Origin of the sequence: Intrasporangium chromatireducens Q5-1, from assembly GCF_000576575.1 — a bacterium.
Taxonomy (GTDB): Bacteria; Actinomycetota; Actinomycetes; order Actinomycetales; family Dermatophilaceae; genus Intrasporangium_A; species Intrasporangium_A chromatireducens.
In genome coordinates this window covers 1-22,375 of sequence record NZ_AWQS01000052.1, presented here as the reverse complement: position 1 = coordinate 22,375, position 22,375 = coordinate 1, and the positions used below count along the sequence as shown (strand labels likewise).

Here is a 22,375-nt window from a genome sequence, read left to right as displayed (position 1 = left end):
GGAAATGACCCACGGATGAGTCAGAAGGGCCAGTTAAGGGGGTCCTTCCTTCGCCCAGTGGCACGATGAGACCCGTGCCCACTGACATTCGCCAACTCGCTGCCGTCATCGACGCCACGTGTCGTCTCCAGGGGGAGTTCACGCTGCGCAGCGGGACCGTCACCGACGAGTACTTCGACAAGTACCGCTTCGAAGGAGACCCTCACCTGCTGCAGCTGGTAGCTGAGCACATGGCTTCCCTCTTGCCCTCGGACACGCAGGTGCTGGGTGGTCTCGAACTCGGAGGTGTCCCGATCGCGACAATGGTCAGCGCCCTGACGGGTCTTCCCGCCATCTTCGTCCGCAAACAGGCCAAGACCTACGGCACCTGCAGGCTGGCCGAGGGCGGCGATTTCGGTGACCGCATGGTCACGCTGATCGAGGACATCATCACCACCGGCGGCGCCGTCCGGAACGCCGCGGTTGCCCTGCGTGAACTTGGCGCGAACGTGCACACCGTAGTGTGCGCCATCGACCGATCCGAGCCGGGAGCCAACACGTTGCACGAGGTGAACCTGACAACCCTGTCGGTGATGACCAAGGCAGACCTAAACGAAGCCCGGGGGTTGAACTCACGCCACTCGGGGCACGACCCCTCATGCCCCGAGTCGCGGGTCTCGGGGCCGCGTCAAGTAGCCGCGAGCGGGTAGGTCTGCGAACCCGACCGTCGCAATGGCGTCGGATGACTCGTTGGAGGAGGCTGTGGACATGGCCCGACCGCCCGATCATTCCCCAGTCGGACACTCCCCCGATGGCACCGGGATGGAGGTTGAGGTTGAACTTGAGGCCGCGGCCGAGCGATTGCGCGAGGAACGGGATGAAGTGCGGGCCCGACTTGCGAGCATGACCACGAATCTCGAGTCACTCTTTGCCGCCTCGGTGGATTCGAATGCCGATGACGAGCATGACCCCGAGGGCCAGACCATCGCCTACGAACGCTCACAGTTTGAGGCCCTCATTCAGGGGGCGCGGGACCGTCTCGCCGGCATCGAGGCCGGGCTGCTTCGACTGGAGCAGGGCAGCTATGGCATCTGTGAGGTGTGCCACCAACCCATTCCCGCCGCACGGCTGGACGCCAGACCAACCGCACGAACCTGCATTCAGCACGCCTCGCGTATCCCAGATTGACCGAGACGGTGCAGCCGGACAACGGGGCAGGGCTCGATGCCGCGCTGCTCGCTTGCATCGTCCTCGGGCAAGCCAGGTCAGTCCGCCGCCTGCGACGACGTGTGGAACCAACCGCTCACTCGACCCTTGGGACCGCCCCGTCCAGTGGGCGCGCCACCTCACCCGTCGCACAGCCTCAGGTGACCCGAGTGACGACCTGCTCACTCGACGGAGAAGGTCAGGCCAGGGAGATGAGGTCCTTGTAGTCCGGGCCCCAGAGGTCCTCGACCCCGTCTGGCAGCAGCAGGATCCGCTCGGGCTCGAGGGCGTCGACCGCCCCCTCGTCGTGGGTGACCAGGACGACGGCGCCCTCGTAGGTCGACAGGGCGCCGAGGATCTCCTCTCGCGAGGCCGGGTCGAGGTTGTTCGTCGGCTCGTCGAGCAGCAGGACGTTGGCGCTCGACACCACGAGCATCGCGAGCGACAGCCGGGTCTTCTCCCCACCGGACAGCACGCCGGCCGGCTTCGCCACGTCGTCACCGGAGAAGAGGAACGACCCGAGGACCTTGCGGACCTCGGTCTCCCCCAGGTCCGGAGCGGCGGACTTCATGTTCTCGAGGACCGACCGGTCGACGTCGAGGTTCTCGTGCTCCTGGGCGTAGTAGCCCAGCTTGAGCCCGTGACCCGGCTCCACCTCGCCGGTGTCCGGCGCGTCGACGCCGGCGAGCATCCGCAGCAGCGTCGTCTTGCCGGCACCATTGAGGCCGAGCACGACGACCCGCGAGCCGCGGTCGATCGCGAGGTCGACGTCGGTGAACACCTCGAGCGAGCCGTAGGACCGGGACAGCCCGCTGGCCCGCAGCGGCGTCTTGCCGCACGGCGCCGGCTTGGGGAAGCGCAGCTTCGCGACCTTGTCGTGCTGGCGCTCGCCCTCGACGCCGGCCAGCAGCCGCTCGGCCCGCCGCGCCATGTTCTGCGCGGCGACGGCCTTGGTCGCCTTGGCCCGCATCTTGTCGGCCTGGGAGAGCAGCGCGCCCGCCTTCTTCTGGGCGTTCGCGAGCTCGCGCTTGCGGCGCTTCTCGTCCGTCTCGCGCTGCTGCAGGTAGGTCTTCCAGCCGACGTTGTAGACGTCGAGGGCGGACCGGTTCGCATCGAGGTGGTAGACCTTCGTCACCACGGCGTCGAGCAGCCCGGTGTCGTGGCTGATGACGATGAGTCCGCCCTTGTAGGCACGCAGGTACTCGCGCAGCCAGGCGATGGAGTCGGCGTCGAGGTGGTTCGTCGGCTCGTCGAGCAGCAGGGTCTCGTTGCCGGAGAAGAGGATCCGCGACAGCTCGACGCGGCGACGCTGGCCACCGGAGAGCGTCCGCAGGGGTTGCGCGAGGATCCGCTCCTCGAGCCCCAGGGCGCTCGCGATCGAGGCGGCCTCGGACTCCGCCGCATACCCGCCCTCGTTCTCGAACTCGACGTCGAGCCGGGCGTAGCGGCGCATCGCACGCTCGCGGGCGTCCGGGTCGTCGCTGCCCATGGCCTGCTCCGCCTCGGCGCGCCGCCGCATGATGACGTCGAGGCCGCGGGCCGACAGGATGCGGTCGCGCGCGAGCATCTCCAGGTCACCGGTCCGGGGGTCCTGGGGCAGGTAGCCGACCGGGCCGGTCCGGGTCACCGTGCCGGCAGCGGGCTGGCCCTCCCCCGCGAGCACCTTCGTCAGTGTCGTCTTGCCGGCACCGTTACGGCCCACCAGCCCGATCCGGTCGCCCCGGTCGACCCGAAAGCTGGCGTCCTCGAGTAGCAGTCGCGCTCCTGCACGCAACTCGATCCCGGTCGCGACGATCACGGCAATCCCCTTTCTGTGCCGCACTTCGTCAGCGGCCGGACAACTCCCCTATTCTGCCAGCGCAACGCCACCGGGCCGAATCCGATTCCGCGCCGCAGCGGGACCGCACCGGCGGCGAGAAGCGGGCTGAGCGGCATACGGGACCTTGGCGGCCCCTCCGGTAGCGTGAGCCAGCGTGAACGCCCCGATCACCGTCCGCGACATCAGCGCCGCCGAGCACCTCGCCTGGCTGCGCACCCAGCCGTCGGCGAGCTTCCTCCAGACGCCCGCCTGGGGCAGGGTCAAGCAGGACTGGCGGGCCGAGTCGATCGGCTGGTTCGAGGGTGAGGAGCAGGTGGGTGCGGCGCTCGTGCTGCACCGGGCGCTGCCCCGGATCGGGCGTACGCTCGCCTACCTGCCCGAGGGCCCGTGCCTCGACTGGTCGTCACCGCGGCTCGTCGAGCACCTGCGCGCGCTGCGCGACCACCTCAAGGACAAGAAGGCGTTCGCGCTGCGGATGGGGCCGCCGGTCCCCACCCACCGGTGGCAGACCGCCACGATCAAGGCGGCCATCGCCGACCCGGCGATCCACCGCTACGACGAGGCGACGCCCGATGTGGTCGAGCCCGTCGGCACGGCGGTCGTCGACCTGCTGCGCCGGCTCGGCTTCCGCCACCTCGCCTCCGACGAGGGCTTCAGCGCGGGCCAGCCGGAGTACGTCTTCCAGGTGCCGCTCGCCGGCCGCACCGAGGAGGACCTCCTCAAGGGGATGAACCAGCTGTGGCGACGCAACATCAAGAAGACCGCGAAGAACGGGGTCACCGTCCGGGTCGGTGACGCGGCCGACGTGCCGACCTTCCACAAGGTCTACGTCGAGACCGCCGAGCGGGACGGCTTCACCCCTCGCGGGCTCGAGTACTTCGAGCGGATGTACGCCGAGATGTCGGAGGAGGACCCGGACCGGATCCGCGTCTACCTCGCCGAGCACGACGGGGACGTGCTCGCCGCGACGATCTGGATCCGGGTCGGCGAGCACGCCTGGTACTCCTACGGCGCCTCGACGGCGGCGAAGCGGGAGCTGCAGGGCTCGACGGCGGTCCAGTGGCAGATGATGCGCGACGCGCTCGCCGCCGGAGCCACCGTCTACGACCTGCGCGGCATCACCAACACCGTCGACGAGCAGAGCCGACAGTTCGGCCTCATCCGCTTCAAGGTCGGCACGGGCGGAGAGGCGGTGCGGCTGGCCGGCGAGTGGGACCTGCCGCTCAACCGCCTGTTGTACAAGGCGTTCGACCTCTACATGAAGCGGCGGTGACCCGGTGGCGCTGAACCTTCACGTCGACGGCGCCCGGTGGCGGGACGCCCAGGCCGACACCCTGCGGCAGCGCCCTGGCCTCGTGCCGGTCATCAAGGGCAACGGCTACGGGTTCGGGCGAGACCTGCTCTGCGCCGAGGCCGAGCGGCTCGGCGTGCCGATGGTCGCGGTCGGCACCTACGCAGAGCTGCCCGGGGCGCTCGGCACCTTCGCGCGTGACGTGCTCGTCCTCGAGCCCTACCGAGCCGCGATCCACCACGACCTGCCGCAGCTGCGCGACACCCGAGTCGTCCACACCGTGACCGCGCCGGACGACCTGACGGACCTGCGGTCCGTGCAGGGTGACGCCCGCGTCGTCGTCGAGGGGCTCACTTCGATGGGCCGGTTCGGTATGCCGCTCAGCTCGCTCCCCGGCTTCGTGACCACCGCGCGGGGCGAGGGGGTGACGCTGCACCTGCCGCTCGGGTCGGGGCACGTCGCGGAGATCTCGCGGTTCGTCGAGGCCGTCCCGGACAACCGCACCTGGTTCCTCTCCCACGTGACGACGGCCGAGCTGGCCGACCTGCAGCGGCGGTTCCCCGACCGCGAGTTCCGGCCCCGCGTCGGGACGGACCTGTGGCTCGGCGACAAGGCCGCCTACGAGGTCCGCGCCCACGTCCTCGAGGCACGGCCGATCGCCAAGGGCGAGCGGGTGGGCTACCGGCAGCGGCCACAGCCCGCCGGCCACCTGGTGGTCGTCAGTGGCGGGACGTCGCACGGGGTCGCGATGGAGTCGCCGGCGGCCGCGGCGACGGTCCGGCAGCGGGCCATCGCGGTCGCCGAGGGCGCCCTCGAGGCGGCCCACCGGGTGCGGTCGCCCTTCACGGTCGGCGGGGTGATGCCACGCTTCGCCGAGCCCCCGCACATGCAGTGCAGCCTGCTCCTGCTCCCGGAGGGTGTGGCGCCCCCGGCGGTCGGCGACACCGTCCCGGTCCGGATGCGCCTGACGACCGCCTACCCGGACGCCGTGGTGCTCTCCTGAGCGTCCGCCGGTCCTGGGCCGGGTCCCGTCGTTGCGCCACTAGGGTGAGCGGGTACTGGCGGGCCACGAGGTCCTGACGCCGAAGGAGCACGAGATGACCTTCAACGACAACGCCCGGCTCGACACGTCCCAGGTCGAGGCCGGACGCGGTGGTGGCGGCGGCGGTGGTGGCTTCCCCGGCGGCATCCAGGTCGGTGGCGGGATCGGCGGTCTCATCCTGCTCATCGTCATGCTGATCTTCGGTGGCCAGAGCATTCTCGGCGGTGGCGGGGTCGGCGACTCGAGCTCGACGGGTGGCGGCCTGCCCTCGCAGCAGCTCCAACCGGGCCAGGTCGCAGCCGGCGGACAGGTGTCCGACTCGAGCTTCTCCCAGTGCAAGACGGGTGCCGACGCGAACAAGAACGACGTGTGCCTCGTCATCGCCACGGTCAACAGCGTCCAGGACTACTGGAGCAACGAGCTGCCCAAGTACAACGTCAACTACCAGCCCACCAAGACGGTCATCTACTCCGGCTCCACGCCGTCCGGGTGCGGCACCGCCAACGCCCAGGTCGGTCCCTTCTACTGCCCGCTCGACGGCAAGGTCTACGTCGACGCGTCGTTCTTCGACGAGCTGCAGAACCGGTTCGGCGCGGACGGCGGCCAGCTGGCCAAGGAGTATGTCGTCGCACACGAGTACGGCCACCACATCCAAGACCTCCTCGGGCTGCTGAACAAGGCGCAGCAGGACCCGCAGGGCGCGAACTCGGGCAGCGTCCGCACCGAGCTGATGGCCGACTGCCTCGCCGGCACCTGGGTCAAGCACGCAACGGAGACCAAGGACGCCGACGGCAACACGCTGCTCAAGCCGATCACGCAGAGCGACATCAAGTCGGCGCTCTCCGCTGCCTCGGCCGTCGGCGACGACCGGATCCAGCGGTCGGCCCAGGGCCGGGTGACCCCGGAGACCTGGACGCACGGGTCATCGACGGCCCGGCAGCACTGGTTCATGCAGGGCTACCAGACCGGCGACCTCAACCAGTGCGACACGTTCAGCGTCCCGAGCGTCGAGTGACGGCGCGGAGACCGGGCCGAACTGGGTGGTAGTGAGCGAACACGGTGGTACACCATCGGTTTCACCCCCGAACACACCGTTCGCGGGGAGGGGGTAGGGGTGATTCGGTGAGCTCCACCCGATAGGCGCGGCCGCGACGCAGGGCCGTCTCGAGGACGGCCCGGGTCGGATCCGGCAGGTCGTACAGCTCCCGACGTGGCAGGGCGCGCAGCGCGGCCAGCGTCGGCGCGGACAGCACGTCGCGCACGAGGGCGCGGTCGCCGCCGACGACGAGTCCGGCCGGTATGCCGCTCACCCCCTCGGGCGCGTCCGTCCCCTCCACGAGGACCACCCGCTGGACGTGGCGGACGACGGCGGCGACGAGCTCGTCCGCCTGGTTGGCCCGGCGCCGGGCGTAGCGCTGCTGCGACCAGCCGCCCGCCGCGGTGCGGCCCTGCACGTGGCGTGACCCGACCTTCGCGTGCGCGAGCCGCCCGGAGCGAGCCAGCCCAGCGGCATACCCGCCCCGTCTGAGGAGGACGAGGGCGAGCGGGTCGTAGGCGAACGGCGTGGCGACAGCGACGGATCCATCGCGGGCCACCGCACGCACGACGACGCCACCCGGGGTCTGCTCCCGGGTGGCGTCAGCGGGTCCGTGACGGTCGGCGAAGCCGGCGAGCCATCGGTCGAGGCGCTCGGGAGCGACCTCGACGACCCGCGTCACCGGTGCGTCAGAGGTTGAAGCCGAGGGCGCGCAGCTGCTCGCGGCCGTCCTCGGTGATCTTGTCGGGGCCCCACGGCGGCATCCAGACCCAGTTGATCCGCTGCGACGCGACGAGGCCCTCGAGGGCCTGGTCGACCTGGTCCTCGATGACGTCGGTGAGGGGGCAGGCGGCGGAGGTCAGGGTCATGTCGATGACGGCGTGGCCCTGGCCGTCGACGGTGATGCCGTAGACGAGGCCAAGGTCCACGACGTTGATGCCGAGCTCGGGGTCGACGACGTCGCGCATGGCCTCCTCGACGTCGGCCACGTTGGGCGGGGTGGCGATCTGGCTCATGGGGTCACTCCTTGGGTGGTGTGGTCAGTGAGGGCTTGCGCGTCGACGCCGGCGCGGATCAGCGCGTCGGTGAAGGCCGTCCAGCCGAGCAGGGCGCACTTGACGCGGGACGGGTACTTCGAGACACCGGCGAAGGCGACACCGTCGCCGATCCGCTCCTCGTCGCCGGTCACCTTGCCGCGTGAGGTGAGCATCTCGCGCATCCCCGCGAACGTGTCGAGCGCCTCCTGCACCGTGCGGCCGATGACCTCGTCGGCGAGGACGGAGGCCGAGGCGACGGAGATCGCGCAGCCCTGCGAGTCGTAGGACACGTCACGGATGATGCCGTCGAGGCCGGTGCCGTCCACAGTCACCCGCAGGGTCACCTCGTCGCCGCAGGTCGGGTTGACGTGGTGGACCTCGGCGTCGAAGGGCTCGCGCAGACCCGCGTGGTGCGGCTGCTTCGAGTGGTCGAGGATCAGCTCCTGGTAGAGGTCCATCAGCTCGCCTCCGCCACACCGAAGATGGCCGGGACGCGGTCGAGCGCCGCCAGCAGTGTGTCGATCTCCGCGGGTGTGTTGTAGGCCGCGAGGCTGGCTCGCGTCGTCGCCGGCACGCCGAGCGCCCGGTGCAGCGGCCACGCGCAGTGGTGGCCGACCCGGACCGCCACGCCGGCGTCGTCGAGCACCTGCCCGACGTCGTGGGCATGGACGTCGGCGATGACGAACGACACGGCCCCGCCGCGGGGACGACCAGCGGCCGGGCCGAGCACGCGGACCCACGGCCGCTCGGCGAGGCCGGACAGGAGCCGTTCGGCGAGGGCGCCCTCGTGGGCGTGGATCCGGTCGATGCCGACCTCGTCGATCCACCGGACCGCGGCGGCGAGCCCGATGGCCTGGGCGGCGTTGGGCACCCCCGCCTCGAACTTCTGCGGCGGCGGCGCCCACGTGGAGCGCTCCATCGTGACCAGCTCGATCATCGAGCCGCCGGTGAGGAAGGGCGGCATGACCTCGAGCAGCTCGCTGCGACCCCAGAGGACGCCGACCCCCATCGGGCCGTACATCTTGTGGCCGCTGAAGGCGATGAAGTCGGCGCCGAGGGTCTGCACGTCGACCGGCAGGTGCGGGACCGACTGGCAGGCGTCGACGACGACGAGGGCTCCGACCGCGTGGGCGCGGGCGGCGAGCTCGGTGACCGGGTTGACGGTGCCGAGGACGTTCGAGACCTGGGTGACGGCAAAGACCTTGGTGCGCTCGCTCAGCAGCCCGTCGAGCCCGGCGAGGTCGAGCGTCCCGTCACCAGCGAGCGGGATCCACCGCAGGGTCGCCCCGGTGCGGCGCGCCAGCTCCTGCCAGGGCACGAGGTTGGCGTGGTGCTCCATCTCGGTGACGAGGATCTCGTCGCCCGGTCCGAGCACGAACCGCGGGTCCTTCGGGTCGTCGGTCGGTGCCGCGTTGGAGCACGCGTAGGCGACGAGGTTGAGCGACTCCGTCGCGTTCTTGGTGAACACCAGCTCGTGGTCCGGTGCCCCGATGAACCCGGCCACCGTCGCGCGGGCCGCCTCGAACGCGTCGGTCGCCTCCTCGGCGAGCAGGTGCGCGCCGCGGTGGACCGCGGCGTTGTGCTGCTCGTAGAAGGCGCGTTCGGCGTCGAGGACGGCGCGCGGCTTGTGGGAGGTCGCTCCGGAGTCGAGGTAGACGAGGGGGTGGCCGTCGCGGACCGCACGCGTCAGGATGGCGAAGTCACCGCGGATCGCGGCAACCTCCCGATCCGTGAACGGCCTTGCGGCTGTGGTCATCTCGGCTCCACCCTCTCGTCTCGTCCCGCTCGCGACGCTCAGGCGCTGGCCTGGGTCAGGAAGCGGTCGTAGCCCTCTTCCTCGAGGCGGTCGGCGAGCTCCTTGCCGCCTTCCTCGACGATCCGGCCGTCGACGAACACGTGGACGAAGTCCGGCTGGATGTAGCGCAGGATCCGGGTGTAGTGGGTGATGAGCAGGACCCCGAGGTCGGTCTCGTCCTTGGCCTGGTTGACGCCCTCGGAGACGATGCGCAGCGCGTCGATGTCGAGGCCCGAGTCGGTCTCGTCGAGGATCGCCATCTTCGGCTTGAGCAGCTGCAGCTGGAGGATCTCGTGGCGCTTCTTCTCACCACCGGAGAAGCCCTCGTTGACGTTGCGCTCGGCGAAGGCCGGGTCCATCCGCAGGTTGTTCATCGCCTGCTTGACGTCCTTGACCCAGGTGCGCAGCTTCGGGGCCTCGCCGTCGATCGCGGTCTTGGCGGTGCGCAGGAAGTTGCTCACGGTGACGCCGGGGACCTCGACGGGGTACTGCATCGCGAGGAAGAGGCCGGCGCGGGCCCGCTCGTCGACCGACATCGCGAGGACGTCCTCACCGTCGAGGGTGACGGTGCCGCCCGTGACGGTGTACTTGGGGTGTCCGGCGATGCTGTAGGCGAGCGTCGACTTGCCGGAGCCGTTCGGGCCCATGATGGCGTGGGTCTCCCCCGAGTTCACGGTGAGGTCGACCCCGCGCAGGATCTCCTTGGGGCCGTCCTCGGTCTGGACCGAGACGGTGAGTCCCTTGATCTCGAGCGTGCTCATGCGGGTCAGTTCTCCTTGCTGGTGCGGTCGAGGGTGGTGCTGGTGGACGTGGTCGAGGCGGCGTACTCCGTGGTGGCCAGCTCGTGCTCGATCGCCGCGGTCGCCTCGTCACGCAGGTCGGCCAGCGGGATCTCGCGGATGATGTCGGCGAAGAAGCCGCGCACGACGAGCCGCTTGGCCTCGTCCTCGGGGATGCCGCGGGCCTGCAGGTAGAACAGCTGCAGGTCGTCGAAGCGTCCGGTCGCCGAGGCGTGGCCGGCACCCTCGATCTCGCCCGTCTCGATCTCGAGGTTGGGCACCGAGTCGGCGCGGGCGCCGTCGGTGAGGATGAGGTTGCGGTTCAGCTCGTAGGTGTCCGTGCCCTCGGCCTCGGCGCGGATCAGCGCGTCGCCGACCCAGACGGTGCGGGCCGTGTCGCCCTGGAGGGCGCCCTTGTAGGTCACGTGGCTCTTGCAGTGGGCCGTGTTGTGGTCGACGAAGGACCGGTGCTCGAGGTGCTGGCCGGAGTCGGCGAAGTAGACCCCGAGCAGGGTCGCGTCGCCCCCCGGCCCGGCGTAGCGGACGTTGGCGTTGAGCCGGACGACCTGGCCACCGAGGGTGAGGGAGATGTGCCGGTAGGTCGCGTCACGCCCGACAAGGGCGTCGTGCTGCGCGAGGTGGATCGCGTCGTCCTCCCAGCGCTGGGCCGAGACAAGCGTGACGTCCGAGGCGTCGCCGGTCAGCACCGAGACGAGCTGGGAGTACTGCGCCGAGCCACGGTGCGCGAGCAGCACCGTGGCCTTGGCGTGGTGCCCGGCGCGCACGACGAGGTGCTCGTGGACGCGCTGCTCGAGGTCGTCGCCGACGAGCCGGATGCGGACCGGCTCGGACAGCTCGGCCTCGGCCGGGATGTCGAGCAGCGTCACCGTGTCGACGTCCGCCGCCACGACCGCGGCCCGGTCCTGCGGGGGCAGCAGGCCGAGCGCACGGGCGTCGGCGGCCGGGAGCGTCGAGAGCGTCACGCCCTCGGGCAGCACGGTCTCCCACCGGAGCCGGCCGGTCGCCCCGGTCTCGAGCAGGCCGCGCAGCTTCTTCACCGGGGTGAAGCGCCACTCCTCCTCGCGCCCGCTCGGGACCGGGAAGTCGGCGACGTCGAACGAGGCCGTGCGCTCGGCACGGGACTTGTCCGGGACGAAGGCCGCGGCCGAGTCGGTGTGGGCCCTGCCGGCCGCGGTCACGGCATCGACGGGGCGGGACGTGTCAGCCACCAGGCTCATCAGCCGACGGCTCCTTCCATCTGGAGTTCGATGAGGCGGTTCAGCTCGAGGGCGTACTCCATGGGCAGCTCGCGCGCGATGGGCTCGATGAACCCGCGCACGATCATCGCCATGGCCTCGTCCTCGGCCATGCCTCGGGACATGAGGTAGAACAGCTGGTCGTCGCTGACCTTCGACACGGTCGCCTCGTGGCCCATCGACACGTCGTCCTCGCGGATGTCGACGTAGGGGTAGGTGTCGGACCGGCTGATGGTGTCGACGAGCAGGGCGTCGCAGCGCACGGTCGAGGCGGAGTGCGACGCACCCTCGAGCACCTGCACGAGGCCGCGGTACGAGGAGCGCCCGCCGCCGCGGGCGACCGACTTGCTGACGATCGAGCTGCTCGTGTTGGGCGCGGCGTGCACCATCTTGGACCCGGTGTCCTGGTGCTGGCCCTCGCCGGCGAACGCGATGGAGAGCGTCTCGCCCTTGGCGTGCTCGCCCATGAGGAAGACGGCCGGGTACTTCATCGTGACCTTGGAGCCGATGTTGCCGTCGACCCACTCCATCGTCGCGCCCTCCTCGCAGGTGGCGCGCTTGGTGACGAGGTTGTAGACGTTGTTCGACCAGTTCTGGATCGTCGTGTAACGCACCCGGGCGTTCTTCTTGACGATGATCTCGACGACCGCCGAGTGCAGCGAGTCGGACTTGTAGATCGGGGCGGTGCAGCCCTCGACGTAGTGGACGTAGGAGCCCTCGTCGGCGATGATCAGCGTCCGCTCGAACTGGCCCATGTTCTCCGTGTTGATCCGGAAGTAGGCCTGCAGCGGGATCTCGACGTGCACGCCCGGCGGCACGTAGACGAACGAGCCACCCGACCACACGGCCGTGTTGAGCGAGGCGAACTTGTTGTCGCCGGCCGGGATCACCGTCGCGAAGTGCTCACGGAAGATGTCCTCGTGCTCGCGCAGCGCGCTGTCGGTGTCGAGGAAGATGACGCCCTGCGCCTCGAGGTCCTCGCGGATCTGGTGGTAGACCACCTCGGACTCGTACTGCGCGGCGACGCCGGCGACGAGGCGCTGCTTCTCGGCCTCGGGGATGCCGAGCCGGTCATAGGTGTTGCGGATGTCCTCGGGCAGGTCCTCCCACGAGGTGGCCTGCTTCTCGGTCGACTTCACGAAGTACTTGATGTTCTGGAAGTCGATCCCGGTCAGGTCCGAGCCCCATGCGGGCATCGGCTTGCGCTCGAAGAGGGTGAGCGCCTTCAACCGCAGCTTCGTCATCCACTCGGGCTCGCTCTTGCGCGCGGAGATGTCCCGGACCACCTCCTCACTGAGCCCGCGGCGGGCCGAGGAGCCGGCGATGTCGTTGTCGGCCCAGCCGTACTCGTAGCGCCCTAGGTCCTTCAGACCCGGATTGCGCTCTTCGATGTTGGTGCTCATGAAGAGAACCCTTCCGTGATGTGATCGGTCTCCTGGTCAACACCCGAACCAACCCGGGGCTTCCGGGCCAGCTCGGCAGTCGGGATGAACGTCGTGCACACGTGGTGCCCACCAGCCAGCGTCGCAAGCCGCTGGACGTGCACACCCAGCAACCTCGAGAACGCGTCGGTCTCGGCCTCGCAGAAGGCCGGGAACTCGGCGGCGACCTGCTGGACGGGGCAGTGGCCCTGGCACAGCTGGACCCCGGTCAGTCCGCCCGCCCCGACCGGGCGGGCAGTGGCCGCGAAGCCGTCCTCGGTGAGGGCCGTGACGAGCGCCTCCGTGCGGGCGGACGGGTCGTCGCCCGCCTCGGCGAGGCGAGCGGCGTACCGCTCCTCGAGGGCGGCGATGCGCTCGCGGGCGAACTCCGAGACGGCCCCGCTGCCGACCTGCTCCTTGAGGAAGCGGAGCACGTCGACGGCGAGGGCGTCGTAGTCGGTCTCGAGCGCCCGGTGGCCGGCCGCGGCGACGACGTAGGCCCGGGCAGGACGCCCACGGCCCCGCCGTGCGCCGACCGGCTCGTGCTCGGTGATGGCGCCCTGCTCGACGAGGGCGTCGAGGTGGCGGCGGACCGCCGCCGGCGTCAGGTCGAGCTCGCGGCCCAGCTCTGCCGCCGTGATCGGCCCGTCGGTCGACACGAGGTGCAGGACGCGTGAGCGCGTGCGCGACTCGAGAGGGGTGACGGCGTCGCCGTCCCGCTCCACCCGTGGCAGCTGCTCAGCGAAAAACACCACACCATTGTGACGTAATTCCGCGCCGAGCTCCAGTAAGGCCCTCCTTACCGCGTCGGGTCGTCCCCGTCGAGGAGCAGCTCCTCCTCGTCGGCGGCCTCCGGGTCGGCGATCGGCAGCAGCACCGACGGCATCGCGTGGCGCGGCGGCGCGACGGCGTCCGGGCCGAACCAGCGGCGCCGCAGTGGGGCGGTGAGCCAGCCGAGAGGGCTCGTCAGCACGTAGCCGTAGGCGAGGACGAGGCCGGTGTGGCCGGGCGCCAGGAGCAGGCCCACGATGACCGCCGCGACCAGGACTCCGGTGAGGGCGAGGTGGTCCCGGGACAGGAGCGAGCGGAACGAGCGGAACCGGAAGGAGGTCGCCATCAGCGCGGCCGGCAGGACCCCCGCCGCGACGGGCAGGACGGGGGCCCACCCGTAGAGCGGGCCGTCGATGGCGAAGACCGTGGCGATGACGACGCCCGCGGCCCCGGGGCTGGGGAGGCCGATGAAGTAGCGCTTGTCGGCGAGCGGGTCGATCGTGACGTTGAAGCGTGCGAGGCGGTAGGCGGCACAGGCCAGCCAGAACATCGCCCCGAACCAGGCGAGGTGCGCGTACTGCGGCAGCGCCCAGGTGTAGACGAGGACCGCCGGCGCGATGCCGAAGGAGATGAGGTCGGCCAGCGAGTCGAACTGGAGGCCGAACGGGGTGATCGCGCCGACCTTGCGGGCCACCGCACCGTCGGAGATGTCGAGGGCGATCGAGACGGCGACGAGCGCGGCCGCGAGACCGAACCGGCCCTGGAAGGACAGCAGGACCGACGAGAACCCGCAGATCATGTTCCCGAGCGTGAAGAGGCTGGGCAGCATGACGCGGGCCCGGGTGCGGGGGTCGAGCCGGCGCAGGGAGACGACCCGGGCTCCCGAGACGGAGACCAGGCGCCAGCCGCGAGCGGGCCGGATCGTGCGGCGCCGCCCGGTCCGGCGGCCTCCTTCGGCCGTCACCGGGGCTCCCCGGCGGCTGCGCCGAAACGGCCGAGCACCGTCTCGCCGCCGATGGCCCGGGTCCGCGGGGCCACCTCGAGGGTGACGTCCATCGGCAGGAAGACATCCATCCGCGAGCCGAACTTCATCAGGCCGATCCGGGCGCCCGTCGGGACGTGGTCCCCCGGCGCGATCCGCGTGACGATCCGCCGGGCCAGCTGTCCGACGATCTGGCGGTAGACGACGCGACGTGGACCGCCGGGCGCGGGTCGCTCGACGACGATCTCGGTCCGCTCGTTCTTCATACCGCTGGCGGCACGGTAGGCGGCCAGGAACCGGCCGGGGGTGTGGGTGACCGACAGGACGCGGCCACCGTAGGGCGCGCGGTTGATGTGGACGTCGAGCAGGGACAGGAAGATGCTCACCTGCTGCCACTGGCCGGGCGGGCTCACGTCGGGCTGGGCCGGGCCGGCATGGACGACAACGCCATCGGCCGGGGCGAGCACGACGTCCGGGTCCTCGACCGGTGCGAGGTCCGGCGACCGGTCGGGGTCGCGAAAGAAGAGGGTCACCCCGGCCGTCAGCAGACCGAGCGTGGCCGTGAGCCGGGGGCGCCGGGCCACGGCCGCGACGAGCGTCGGCACGGCCGCCATGGCGGTGAAGGGCCGGGCTGCGGGGTCGATCTTCACGGGTCGTGCTCTCCGATGGTCGTCGTGGCCCCCGTCCCGGGGATCGTGCACCCCTGAGCCTAGACTCATCAGTCATGACAGCAGCGGTGGCACTCGATGACGTGCGCCGTGCGTTCGGCCCGGTCCGTGCTCTGGATGGGCTCACCTGGTCTGCTCCGGCCGGACGGATCACCGCCGTGCTCGGGCCGAACGGCGCGGGCAAGACCACGGCGATCGAGTGCGCGGTCGGCCTGCAGCGCCCGGACTCCGGCACGGTCCGAGTCCTCGGGGCCGATCCCGCGCACGCCGACGCCGACCACCGGGCTCGCGTCGGCGTGATGCTGCAGAGCGGCGGGCTGCCCAACGGGACCAAGCCGATCCGGCTGCTGCGGCACCTCGCCGAGCTCTACGCCGACCCGGCCGACGTCGACCCCGTCGCAGCACGGCTGGGCGTGACCGACTTCGCGGGCACGACCGTGCGTCGGCTCTCCGGTGGCCAGAAGCAGCGCCTCGCCCTCGCCGCTGCCCTGCTGGGGCGGCCGGAGGTGCTCTTCCTCGACGAGCCGGCCGCCGGCCTCGACCCGCACGGCCGACTCGACGTGTGGGACATCATCAGCGAGCAGCGCGAGGCGGGCCGGTCGGTCGTGGTGACGACGCACTCCTTCGACGAGGCCCAGCACCTCGCCGACCACCTCGTCATCATGAACGCCGGGCGGACGGTGGCCGAGGGACCCCTCGACGCGGTCACCGACGGCACCTCGCTCGAGGACCTCTACTTCGGGCTGACGAGGAAGGGCCGGGCATGACCACGGTCACCAGGCCATCGACTGCCGCCACCCCGCGGGTCCGCGTGCTCGCGCAGTCCCGCTTCGAGGTCGGCACGCTGCTGCGCAATGGCGAGCAGCTGCTCGTCTCCCTTGTCCTGCCGGCCATCGTCCTGGTCGCCCTGAAAGTCTCCAGCGTGCCCTCGTTGGGCACGGGCCGACGGATCGACCTGGCAGTTCCGGGGGTGCTCGCCCTGTGCATCATCTCGGCGTCGTTCACCTCGCAGGGCATCGCGACCGCCTTCGACCGGCGCTACTCGGTGCTGCGCTACCTCGGCGTCACGCCGCTCGGCCGGGGCGGACTGATGGCGGCCAAGGTCGTCGCGACCCTCGTGGTCGAGCTGATCCAGGTCGTCGTCCTCGGCGGCCTGGGCCTCGCGCTCGGGTGGCGTCCCGCGGCCTCCGGCATCGGGTATGCCGTCCTCTTCCTCGTCCTCGGCACGTGGGCCTTCGTGTCCCTGGCCCTCCTCATGGCGGGGACCCTCCGCGCCGAGGCGGTCCTGGCTTTCGCCAACCTCGTGTGGGTGCTGTTCCTCGCCCTCGGTGGGGTCATCGTGCCGCGGACACAGCTGCCGGGCTGGGCCGAGGTGGCGACCGGCTGGTTGCCCAGCGCCGGGCTCGCCGACGGCATGCGCGACGCCCTGGTCCACGGGTCCTTCCACTGGACCGGGGCGCTCGTCCTCGTTGTGTGGGGCGTCGTCTGCACGGCCCTGGCGAGCCGCTTCTTCAAGTGGCGCGACTAGGCCTGGGTTGAGGTATCCGCGCATCCGGCGAATGCGTCGCAATACCTCAAACCCGGGTGAGCGGCGAACCAGAAGGTGCCGATTCCGCGGGACGGAGGTGAGCGGCATACCCTCGTGGCGTGTCGACCACCGTCCGAGCGAGCCTTCGCCGCCTGCCTGCCGCGCGTGCCTCCTGGGTGCGCCCGATCCTCCTCGCCAACCTCATCGGTGAGGGGCTGATCGTCGTCACCGGCGGGGTGGTGCGGCTCACCGGATCCGGGCTGGGCTGCCCGACCTGGCCGGAGTGCGTGCCCGGGTCGTTCGTGCCGGTCCCCCACCAGGAGCAGGGGATCCACAAGTTCATCGAGTTCGGCAACCGCACGCTGACCGGGCTGGTCGGCATCCTGGCGCTGCTGTCGATCTGGGCGGTCGTGACGCACTGGCCGCGACGCCGGCCCATGCACTGGGTCGCCTACGGGGTGCTCGCCGGCGTCGTGGCCCAGGCTGTCCTCGGCGGGATCACCGTGCGGACCGGCCTCAACCCGTTCTCGGTCGCCGGTCACTTCCTCCTCTCGATGGTGCTCGTGGCGCTCTCGACGGCGCTCGTGCGGGGCGCCGAGGACACCGAGTCTGGCCCCGGCGACCTGCTCGTCCACCCGCTCGCGCGCCTGCTGGCCCTGGCCACCGCCGCGATGGGGACGGTCGTCCTCGTCCTCGGCACCGTCGTGACGGGCTCCGGTCCGCACTCAGGAGACGCCGTCACCCCGGCTCGCACCGGCTTCGACCCGCGGTTCGTCTCGTGGATGCACGCCGATGCGGTGATGTTCTTCTGCGGTCTCGTCATCGCGAGCCTCGTTGCGGTCCGCCTGACGGCCAAGGACGGGCGCGCCAACCGGGCGTGGAACGTCGTCCTGCTCGTCACCGTCCTGCAGGGCGTGATCGGCTACGTCCAGTACTTCACGGCGCTCCCCGAGGTGCTCGTCCTGGCGCACATGTTCGGTGCGACTGCGCTCGTTGTCGCGCTCGCCTACGGGGTGCTCGACCTGCGCAGCAACCCGGTCTGACCCCTCCGCACGTCGAGTGAGCCCGAACTCCGGTTCCCGCACGTCGAGTGAGCCCGAACTCCGGTCGCGACCTCAGTGGAGGCCGGGCAGCGCCAGGTGCCAGATGGGGTCGATCGCGACGCCGATGAACAGCAGCGTCAGATACGTGATCGAGTAGTGGAAGAGCCGCATCGGGCGCAGCACCTTCTCGGGCGCGCCGGCCCGTGCCTTGGCCAACAGGCGGTGCGCCTCGCTCAGGAACAGGGCCCCCGAACCGAGTGCGGCGACGGTGTAGACCCACCCCATCGGCTGCACCACGACGAGGGCGAGGGATGTCAGCACCATGGCCCAGGAGTAAAGGACGATCTGCCTCGCCACGACGACGAAGCGCTCGACCACGGGCAGCATCGGCACGTCGACCGACGCGTAGTCGTCGCGGTAGCGCATCGACAGCGGCCAATAGTGCGGCGGCGTCCAGAAGAACACGACCAAGAACAGGATCACGGCCGACCAACTGACCGTGTTGGTCACGGCGGACCAGCCGATGAGGACCGGCATGCAGCCGGCGGCCCCACCCCAGACGATGTTCTGCTTGGTGCGGCGCTTGAGGATCAGCGTGTAGCCCACGACGTAGCCGAGCACCGCCAGAAGCGCGAGCCCGGCGCTCAGCCAGTTGACGAGGAGGCCCAGCCACAGCGTCGACACGACGGCCAGCGCCAGCCCGAAGACGAGGGCGCCGCGAGGGCTGACGGTGCCCGTGACGAGGGGCCGCTTGCTCGTCCGGTGCATGACCGCGTCGATGTCACGGTCGATGTAGCAGTTCAGCGTGTTGGCCGACCCCGCGGACAGCGTGCCGCCAATGAGGGTCGCGACGACGAGCCCCAGGTTGGGCACGCCCCCGTCGGCCAGGAACATGACCGGGATCGTCGTGATGAGCAGCAGTTCGATGATCCGCGGCTTCATCAACGAGATGTACTGGCCGGCCATGAATCGGAAGCCGCTGCCGCCGGGGCCTCGGAGTACCGAAAGGTCCTCACGGGGGTCCACGGTTGTCACTGAAGAGTCCTCGATTGCTGTCTCGCTGATGGCACCGCGCACGCGGCACTCCGCGAAAGTCTAGCCCGAGGGTCCTCGTGCGGAGGACCCCGCCGACCACTGCCCGGAGGATTGGGTACGGGCAGGGGAATCCGACCGCTCCCGCGCACGGCCGTGCTCGTGTGCCGCGTGTGCTGCGCAACACGCCGAGGACTAGTCTCGGTGCAGTACGCGCATCCCCTTGCCAGAAGGAGACCCGTTCGTGACCAGCACCGCGACGAAGGCGAAGACGACACGCAGAGCGACGAAGAACCTGCTGGCCCAGCGGGATCCGTCGCTCGCGCTGCCGGTCAGCAAAAAGGCAGGGTGGACCGACCTCGACATCCGCGCCGTCGACACGGCACGCATCCTCGCCGCCGACGCGGTGCAGAAGGTCGGCAACGGGCACCCCGGGACGGCGATGTCCCTCGCCCCGCTCGCCTACCTGCTCTACCAGAACGTGCTGCGTCACGACCCGACCGACCCGACCTGGCTCGGGCGCGACCGTTTTGTCCTCTCGGCGGGTCACTCGAGCCTGACGCAGTACATCCAGCTCTACCTGTCCGGCTACGGCCTGACCCTCGACGACCTCAAGTCGCTGCGGACGTGGGGGTCCAAGACGCCGGGCCACCCGGAGGTGCACCACACGGCGGGAGTGGAGATCACGACCGGGCCGCTCGGCTCGGGCCTCGCCTCCGCCGTCGGGATGGCCATGGCCCAGCGCCGTCAGCGCGGCATGTTCGACCCCGACGCCAAGCCGGGGACGAGCCCGTTCGACCACCACATCTACGTCATCGCGTCCGATGGTGACATGCAGGAGGGCGTGAGCCACGAGGCCTGCTCGCTGGCGGCCCATCAGGAGCTCGGCAACCTCACCGTCTTCTACGACGCGAACCAGATCTCCATCGAGGACGACACCGATATCGCGTTCTCCGAGGACGTGGGAGCGCGCTTCGAGGCCTACGGTTGGCACGTCGAGACCGTCGACTGGCGCGGCAACGGCAACGGCACCGAGTACGTCGAGGACGTGGACACGCTCCTCGCCGCCATCCGTTCGGGCGACAAGCACCCCGACCAGCCGACCCTCATCGTGCTGCGGACGATCATCGCGTGGCCCGCACCGACGAAGCAGGACACCGGCAAGGCGCACGGCTCGGCCCTCGGGGCCGACGAGGTCGCCGCCACCAAGGAGGTCCTCGGCTTCGACCCCAAGAAGTCCTTCGCCGTCGAGCCGGCCGTCCTCAAACGAGCCCGCGAGGTCGTGCAGCGCGGCAAGGCCGAGCACCGCGAGTGGAACAAGGGCTACCGCGCCTGGCGCAAGGCCAATCCCGACCGCGCCGAGCTGCTCGACCGCGTCGTCAGCGGCCAGCCGCCTACCGGTCTGAAGCGGGCGCTGCCGAAGTTCCCGGCGGACGAGAAGGGCATCGCCACGCGCGCCGCCTCCGGGAAGGTCCTGAGCGCCCTCGCCGACGTCATGCCGGAGCTGTGGGGAGGCTCCGCCGACCTCGCCGAGTCGAACAACACGACCATGGAGGGCCAGCCCTCCTTCATCCCGACGAGCAAGCAGACCCGGGAGTGGAAGGGCGGACCCTACGGACGCACCCTCCACTTCGGCATCCGCGAGAACGGCATGGGGATGATGCTCAACGGGATGGCGCTCGAGGGTCTCAACCGGCCGTATGGCGGCACCTTCCTCGTCTTCTCCGACTACATGCGCCCAGCCGTACGGCTCGCGGCCCTGCAGCAGCTGCCCGTCGTCTACGTCTGGACGCACGACTCGATCGGTCTCGGCGAGGACGGTCCGACGCACCAGCCGATCGAGCACCTCGCCGCGCTCCGCGCGATTCCCGGCCTCGACGTCGTGCGTCCCGCCGACGCGAACGAGACGGCGGCCGCGTGGGGCGCCATCCTCGCCAACACGAACGGGCCGGCGGCCCTCGCCCTGACCCGTCAGCCGGTCCCGACCTTCGACCGGTCGACGATGGGGAACGTCTCGGGCGTCGCCAAGGGCGCCTACGTCCTCGTCGAGGAGTCTCGCGCCGGCAGCCCCGATGTCATCCTCATCGCGACCGGCTCCGAGGTGCAGCTGGCCGTGGAGGCGGCGCAGCGCCTCGAGAAGCGCGGCACTGCCACGCGTGTCGTGTCGATGCCGTGCCGGGAGTGGTTCGAGAAGCAGCCCCGCGCTTACCAGCAGAAGGTGCTGCCCCCGCACGTACGCGCCCGGGTCTCCGTCGAGGCCGGCGTCTCGTTCGGGTGGCACGACCTCGTGGGCGATGCCGGTCGAACCATCAGCATCGAGCACTTCGGCGCCTCGGCCGACTACAAGACCCTCTACCGCGAGTTCGGCATCACCACGGAGGCGGTCGTCAAGGCGGCGCGCGACTCCATCAAGGCCGCAGCTGCGCCCGCTGAGGCGCCGGGTGTGACCGACACCAATCCACGCAAGCGCGCGTCGAGTGGCGACACCGACGTGTCCAGCTCGACGAGCACGGCGGAGAGCAAGCCCGCCGTGAGCAAGGGGAAGTGAGCACCATGAGCAACCCGAACCTGCAGGCCCTCACCGACGCCGGGGTGTCCATCTGGCTCGACGATCTCTCCCGCGACCGGCTCGAGACCGGCAACCTCAAGGAGCTGATCGAGGACAAGTGCGTGGTCGGTGTGACGAGCAACCCGTCCATCTTCCAGGCGGCGCTGTCCAAGGGGGACCGCTACAACGCCGACCTCACGGCGCTGACGAAGGCCGGCAAGTCGGCCGAGGAGATCGTCTTCGAGCTCACGACCTCGGATGTTCGCGACGCCTGTGACCTGTTCATGCCCGTCTTCGACCGCACGAGCGGCATCGACGGCCGCGTCTCCATCGAGGTCGACCCACGCCTCGCCCACGACACCGACCGGACCAACGAGGAGGCCAAGAAGCTCTTCGAGGCCGTCGACCGACCCAACGTCTACATCAAGATCCCGGCGACTGAGGCGGGCCTGCCCGCCATCGCGGCCACACTGGCCGAAGGCATCAGTGTGAACGTCACGCTCATCTTCTCGCTCGACCGCTACCGCGGTGTCATGAACGCCTTCCTCGAGGGGCTGGAACGGGCCCACCAGGCGGGCAAGGACCTGTCGACGATCACCTCGGTGGCCTCCTTCTTCGTCTCCCGGGTGGACACCGAGGTCGACAAGCGCCTCGACGCAATCGGCACCGACGAGGCAAAAGCCCTGCGGGGCAAGGCCGGTCTGGCGAACGCCCGGCTCGCCTACGAGGCGTTCGAGGAGGTGTTCTCGACCCCGCGGTGGAAGTCGCTCGAGGCCGAGGGGGCACGGGTGCAGCGGCCCCTCTGGGCCTCGACCGGGGTCAAGGACCCGGCCTACCCGGACACGCTCTACGTCACCGAGCTGGTGGCTCCGGGCGTCGTCAACACGATGCCCGAGCAGACTCTCGAGGCCGTCGCCGACCACGGCGACGTCCATGGCGACACGGTCACCGGCACCTACGCGGAGTCCCGCGAGGTCCTCGACGCGCTCGACCGGCTCGGCATCTCCTACACCGACGTCGTCGAGCTGCTCGAGCGTGAGGGTGTGGACAAGTTCGACAAGGCGTGGGACCAGCTTGGCGACGGTGTGAAGGGCGAGATGGCCAAGGCGGAGGCATGAGAAGCCCTGTGTCAAGCCGCTTGC

The 22,375-nt window shown here is 70.4% G+C and carries 22 protein-coding genes; 10 read left to right on the top strand and 12 right to left on the bottom strand.

From position 1 onward, the window contains the following. The first annotated feature begins 65 nt into the window (after positions 1 to 65). Both pyrE and N864_RS08635 read left to right on the top strand, forming a co-directional pair. Positions 66 to 689: an orotate phosphoribosyltransferase gene (pyrE, locus tag N864_RS08640; RefSeq protein ID WP_081793576.1), complete on the top strand. Its 624-nt coding sequence runs from the start codon at positions 66 to 68 to the stop codon at positions 687 to 689. Between the two features lie 58 nt (positions 690 to 747). Then, positions 748 to 1,167, top strand: coding sequence for a TraR/DksA family transcriptional regulator (locus N864_RS08635; RefSeq protein WP_240474263.1), 420 nt, complete (start codon positions 748 to 750; stop codon positions 1,165 to 1,167). Positions 1,168 to 1,384: 217 nt separating this feature from the next. Here the strand turns inward: N864_RS08635 and N864_RS08630 are convergent, their stop codons facing one another. Beyond that, positions 1,385 to 2,983, bottom strand: coding sequence for an ABC-F family ATP-binding cassette domain-containing protein (locus N864_RS08630; protein WP_034715708.1), 1,599 nt, complete (start codon positions 2,981 to 2,983; stop codon positions 1,385 to 1,387). A 175-nt stretch (positions 2,984 to 3,158) separates the two neighbouring features. On the opposite strand from N864_RS08630, the gene N864_RS08625 reads away from it, so the two are divergent. From N864_RS08625 to ypfJ, 3 genes are all read left to right on the top strand, one after another. Continuing rightward, positions 3,159 to 4,277, top strand: a complete 1,119-nt coding sequence (locus tag N864_RS08625) for a lipid II:glycine glycyltransferase FemX (RefSeq protein ID WP_034715706.1) — start codon at positions 3,159 to 3,161, stop codon at positions 4,275 to 4,277. A 4-nt stretch (positions 4,278 to 4,281) separates the two neighbouring features. Continuing rightward, positions 4,282 to 5,298: an alanine racemase gene (locus tag N864_RS08620; RefSeq protein ID WP_034715705.1), complete on the top strand. Its 1,017-nt coding sequence runs from the start codon at positions 4,282 to 4,284 to the stop codon at positions 5,296 to 5,298. Between the two features lie 94 nt (positions 5,299 to 5,392). Continuing rightward, a complete protein-coding gene (ypfJ, locus tag N864_RS08615) occupies positions 5,393 to 6,352 on the top strand; it encodes a KPN_02809 family neutral zinc metallopeptidase (protein WP_034715703.1) in 960 nt (319 codons plus the stop codon). A gap of 61 nt (positions 6,353 to 6,413) precedes the next feature. Here the strand turns inward: ypfJ and N864_RS08610 are convergent, their stop codons facing one another. From N864_RS08610 to N864_RS25990, 10 genes are read right to left on the bottom strand one after another with little or no spacing between them, the layout of a single operon-like run. Next, positions 6,414 to 7,055 (bottom strand): acVLRF1 family peptidyl-tRNA hydrolase, encoded by a 642-nt coding sequence (locus tag N864_RS08610; protein WP_034715701.1) that lies wholly within the window; start codon positions 7,053 to 7,055, stop codon positions 6,414 to 6,416. Between the two features lie 7 nt (positions 7,056 to 7,062). Next, the gene (locus N864_RS08605; RefSeq protein ID WP_034715699.1) at positions 7,063 to 7,389 is read right to left on the bottom strand and encodes a metal-sulfur cluster assembly factor; all 327 of its coding nucleotides are present in this window, start codon (positions 7,387 to 7,389) and stop codon (positions 7,063 to 7,065) included. Beyond that, positions 7,386 to 7,868 carry a Fe-S cluster assembly sulfur transfer protein SufU gene (gene sufU / locus N864_RS08600; protein WP_034715697.1) on the bottom strand — a complete coding sequence of 161 codons (483 nt, stop codon included), beginning with the start codon at positions 7,866 to 7,868 and terminating at the stop codon, positions 7,386 to 7,388. The genes N864_RS08605 and sufU overlap by 4 nt, the downstream gene beginning before the upstream one ends. Further along, positions 7,868 to 9,166: a SufS family cysteine desulfurase gene (locus N864_RS08595; RefSeq protein WP_034715695.1), complete on the bottom strand. Its 1,299-nt coding sequence runs from the start codon at positions 9,164 to 9,166 to the stop codon at positions 7,868 to 7,870. The genes sufU and N864_RS08595 overlap by 1 nt, the downstream gene beginning before the upstream one ends. A gap of 38 nt (positions 9,167 to 9,204) precedes the next feature. After that, entirely contained in the window at positions 9,205 to 9,966 is a 762-nt protein-coding gene (gene sufC, locus N864_RS08590; RefSeq protein ID WP_034715693.1) for a Fe-S cluster assembly ATPase SufC, read from the bottom strand. Positions 9,967 to 9,971: 5 nt separating this feature from the next. Further along, positions 9,972 to 11,222, bottom strand: coding sequence for a Fe-S cluster assembly protein SufD (gene sufD / locus N864_RS08585; protein ID WP_034715692.1), 1,251 nt, complete (start codon positions 11,220 to 11,222; stop codon positions 9,972 to 9,974). Next, a complete protein-coding gene (sufB, locus tag N864_RS08580) occupies positions 11,222 to 12,643 on the bottom strand; it encodes a Fe-S cluster assembly protein SufB (RefSeq protein WP_034715690.1) in 1,422 nt (473 codons plus the stop codon). Before sufB ends, sufD begins: the two co-directional genes overlap by 1 nt. Beyond that, entirely contained in the window at positions 12,640 to 13,413 is a 774-nt protein-coding gene (locus tag N864_RS08575; RefSeq protein ID WP_051518362.1) for a helix-turn-helix transcriptional regulator, read from the bottom strand. Before N864_RS08575 ends, sufB begins: the two co-directional genes overlap by 4 nt. Positions 13,414 to 13,460: 47 nt before the next feature. Next, a complete protein-coding gene (pssA, locus tag N864_RS25995; RefSeq protein WP_034715688.1) occupies positions 13,461 to 14,396 on the bottom strand; it encodes a CDP-diacylglycerol--serine O-phosphatidyltransferase in 936 nt (311 codons plus the stop codon). Next, on the bottom strand, positions 14,393 to 15,064 hold the full coding sequence (locus tag N864_RS25990) for a phosphatidylserine decarboxylase (protein ID WP_034715686.1): 672 nt from the start codon (positions 15,062 to 15,064) through the stop codon (positions 14,393 to 14,395). Before N864_RS25990 ends, pssA begins: the two co-directional genes overlap by 4 nt. A gap of 74 nt (positions 15,065 to 15,138) precedes the next feature. On the opposite strand from N864_RS25990, the gene N864_RS08560 reads away from it, so the two are divergent. The 3 genes from N864_RS08560 to N864_RS08550 all read left to right on the top strand — a co-directional run bounded on the left by N864_RS08560 (position 15,139) and on the right by N864_RS08550 (position 17,653). Continuing rightward, a complete protein-coding gene (locus N864_RS08560; protein ID WP_034715685.1) occupies positions 15,139 to 15,849 on the top strand; it encodes an ABC transporter ATP-binding protein in 711 nt (236 codons plus the stop codon). Beyond that, entirely contained in the window at positions 15,846 to 16,610 is a 765-nt protein-coding gene (locus tag N864_RS08555; protein ID WP_034715684.1) for an ABC transporter permease, read from the top strand. Before N864_RS08560 ends, N864_RS08555 begins: the two co-directional genes overlap by 4 nt. Positions 16,611 to 16,729: 119 nt before the next feature. Beyond that, positions 16,730 to 17,653, top strand: coding sequence for a COX15/CtaA family protein (locus N864_RS08550; protein ID WP_081793574.1), 924 nt, complete (start codon positions 16,730 to 16,732; stop codon positions 17,651 to 17,653). A gap of 72 nt (positions 17,654 to 17,725) precedes the next feature. Here N864_RS08550 and N864_RS08545 read toward each other — a convergent pair whose 3' ends face one another. Continuing rightward, on the bottom strand, positions 17,726 to 18,688 hold the full coding sequence (locus N864_RS08545; RefSeq protein ID WP_034715682.1) for a heme o synthase: 963 nt from the start codon (positions 18,686 to 18,688) through the stop codon (positions 17,726 to 17,728). A 241-nt stretch (positions 18,689 to 18,929) separates the two neighbouring features. Here N864_RS08545 and tkt point away from each other — a divergent pair, with 241 nt between their 5' ends. Beyond that, entirely contained in the window at positions 18,930 to 21,233 is a 2,304-nt protein-coding gene (gene tkt, locus N864_RS08540; RefSeq protein WP_034715680.1) for a transketolase, read from the top strand. Positions 21,234 to 21,238: 5 nt separating this feature from the next. Beyond that, positions 21,239 to 22,351, top strand: a complete 1,113-nt coding sequence (gene tal, locus N864_RS08535; RefSeq protein ID WP_034715710.1) for a transaldolase — start codon at positions 21,239 to 21,241, stop codon at positions 22,349 to 22,351. Positions 22,352 to 22,375 lie beyond the last annotated feature (24 nt).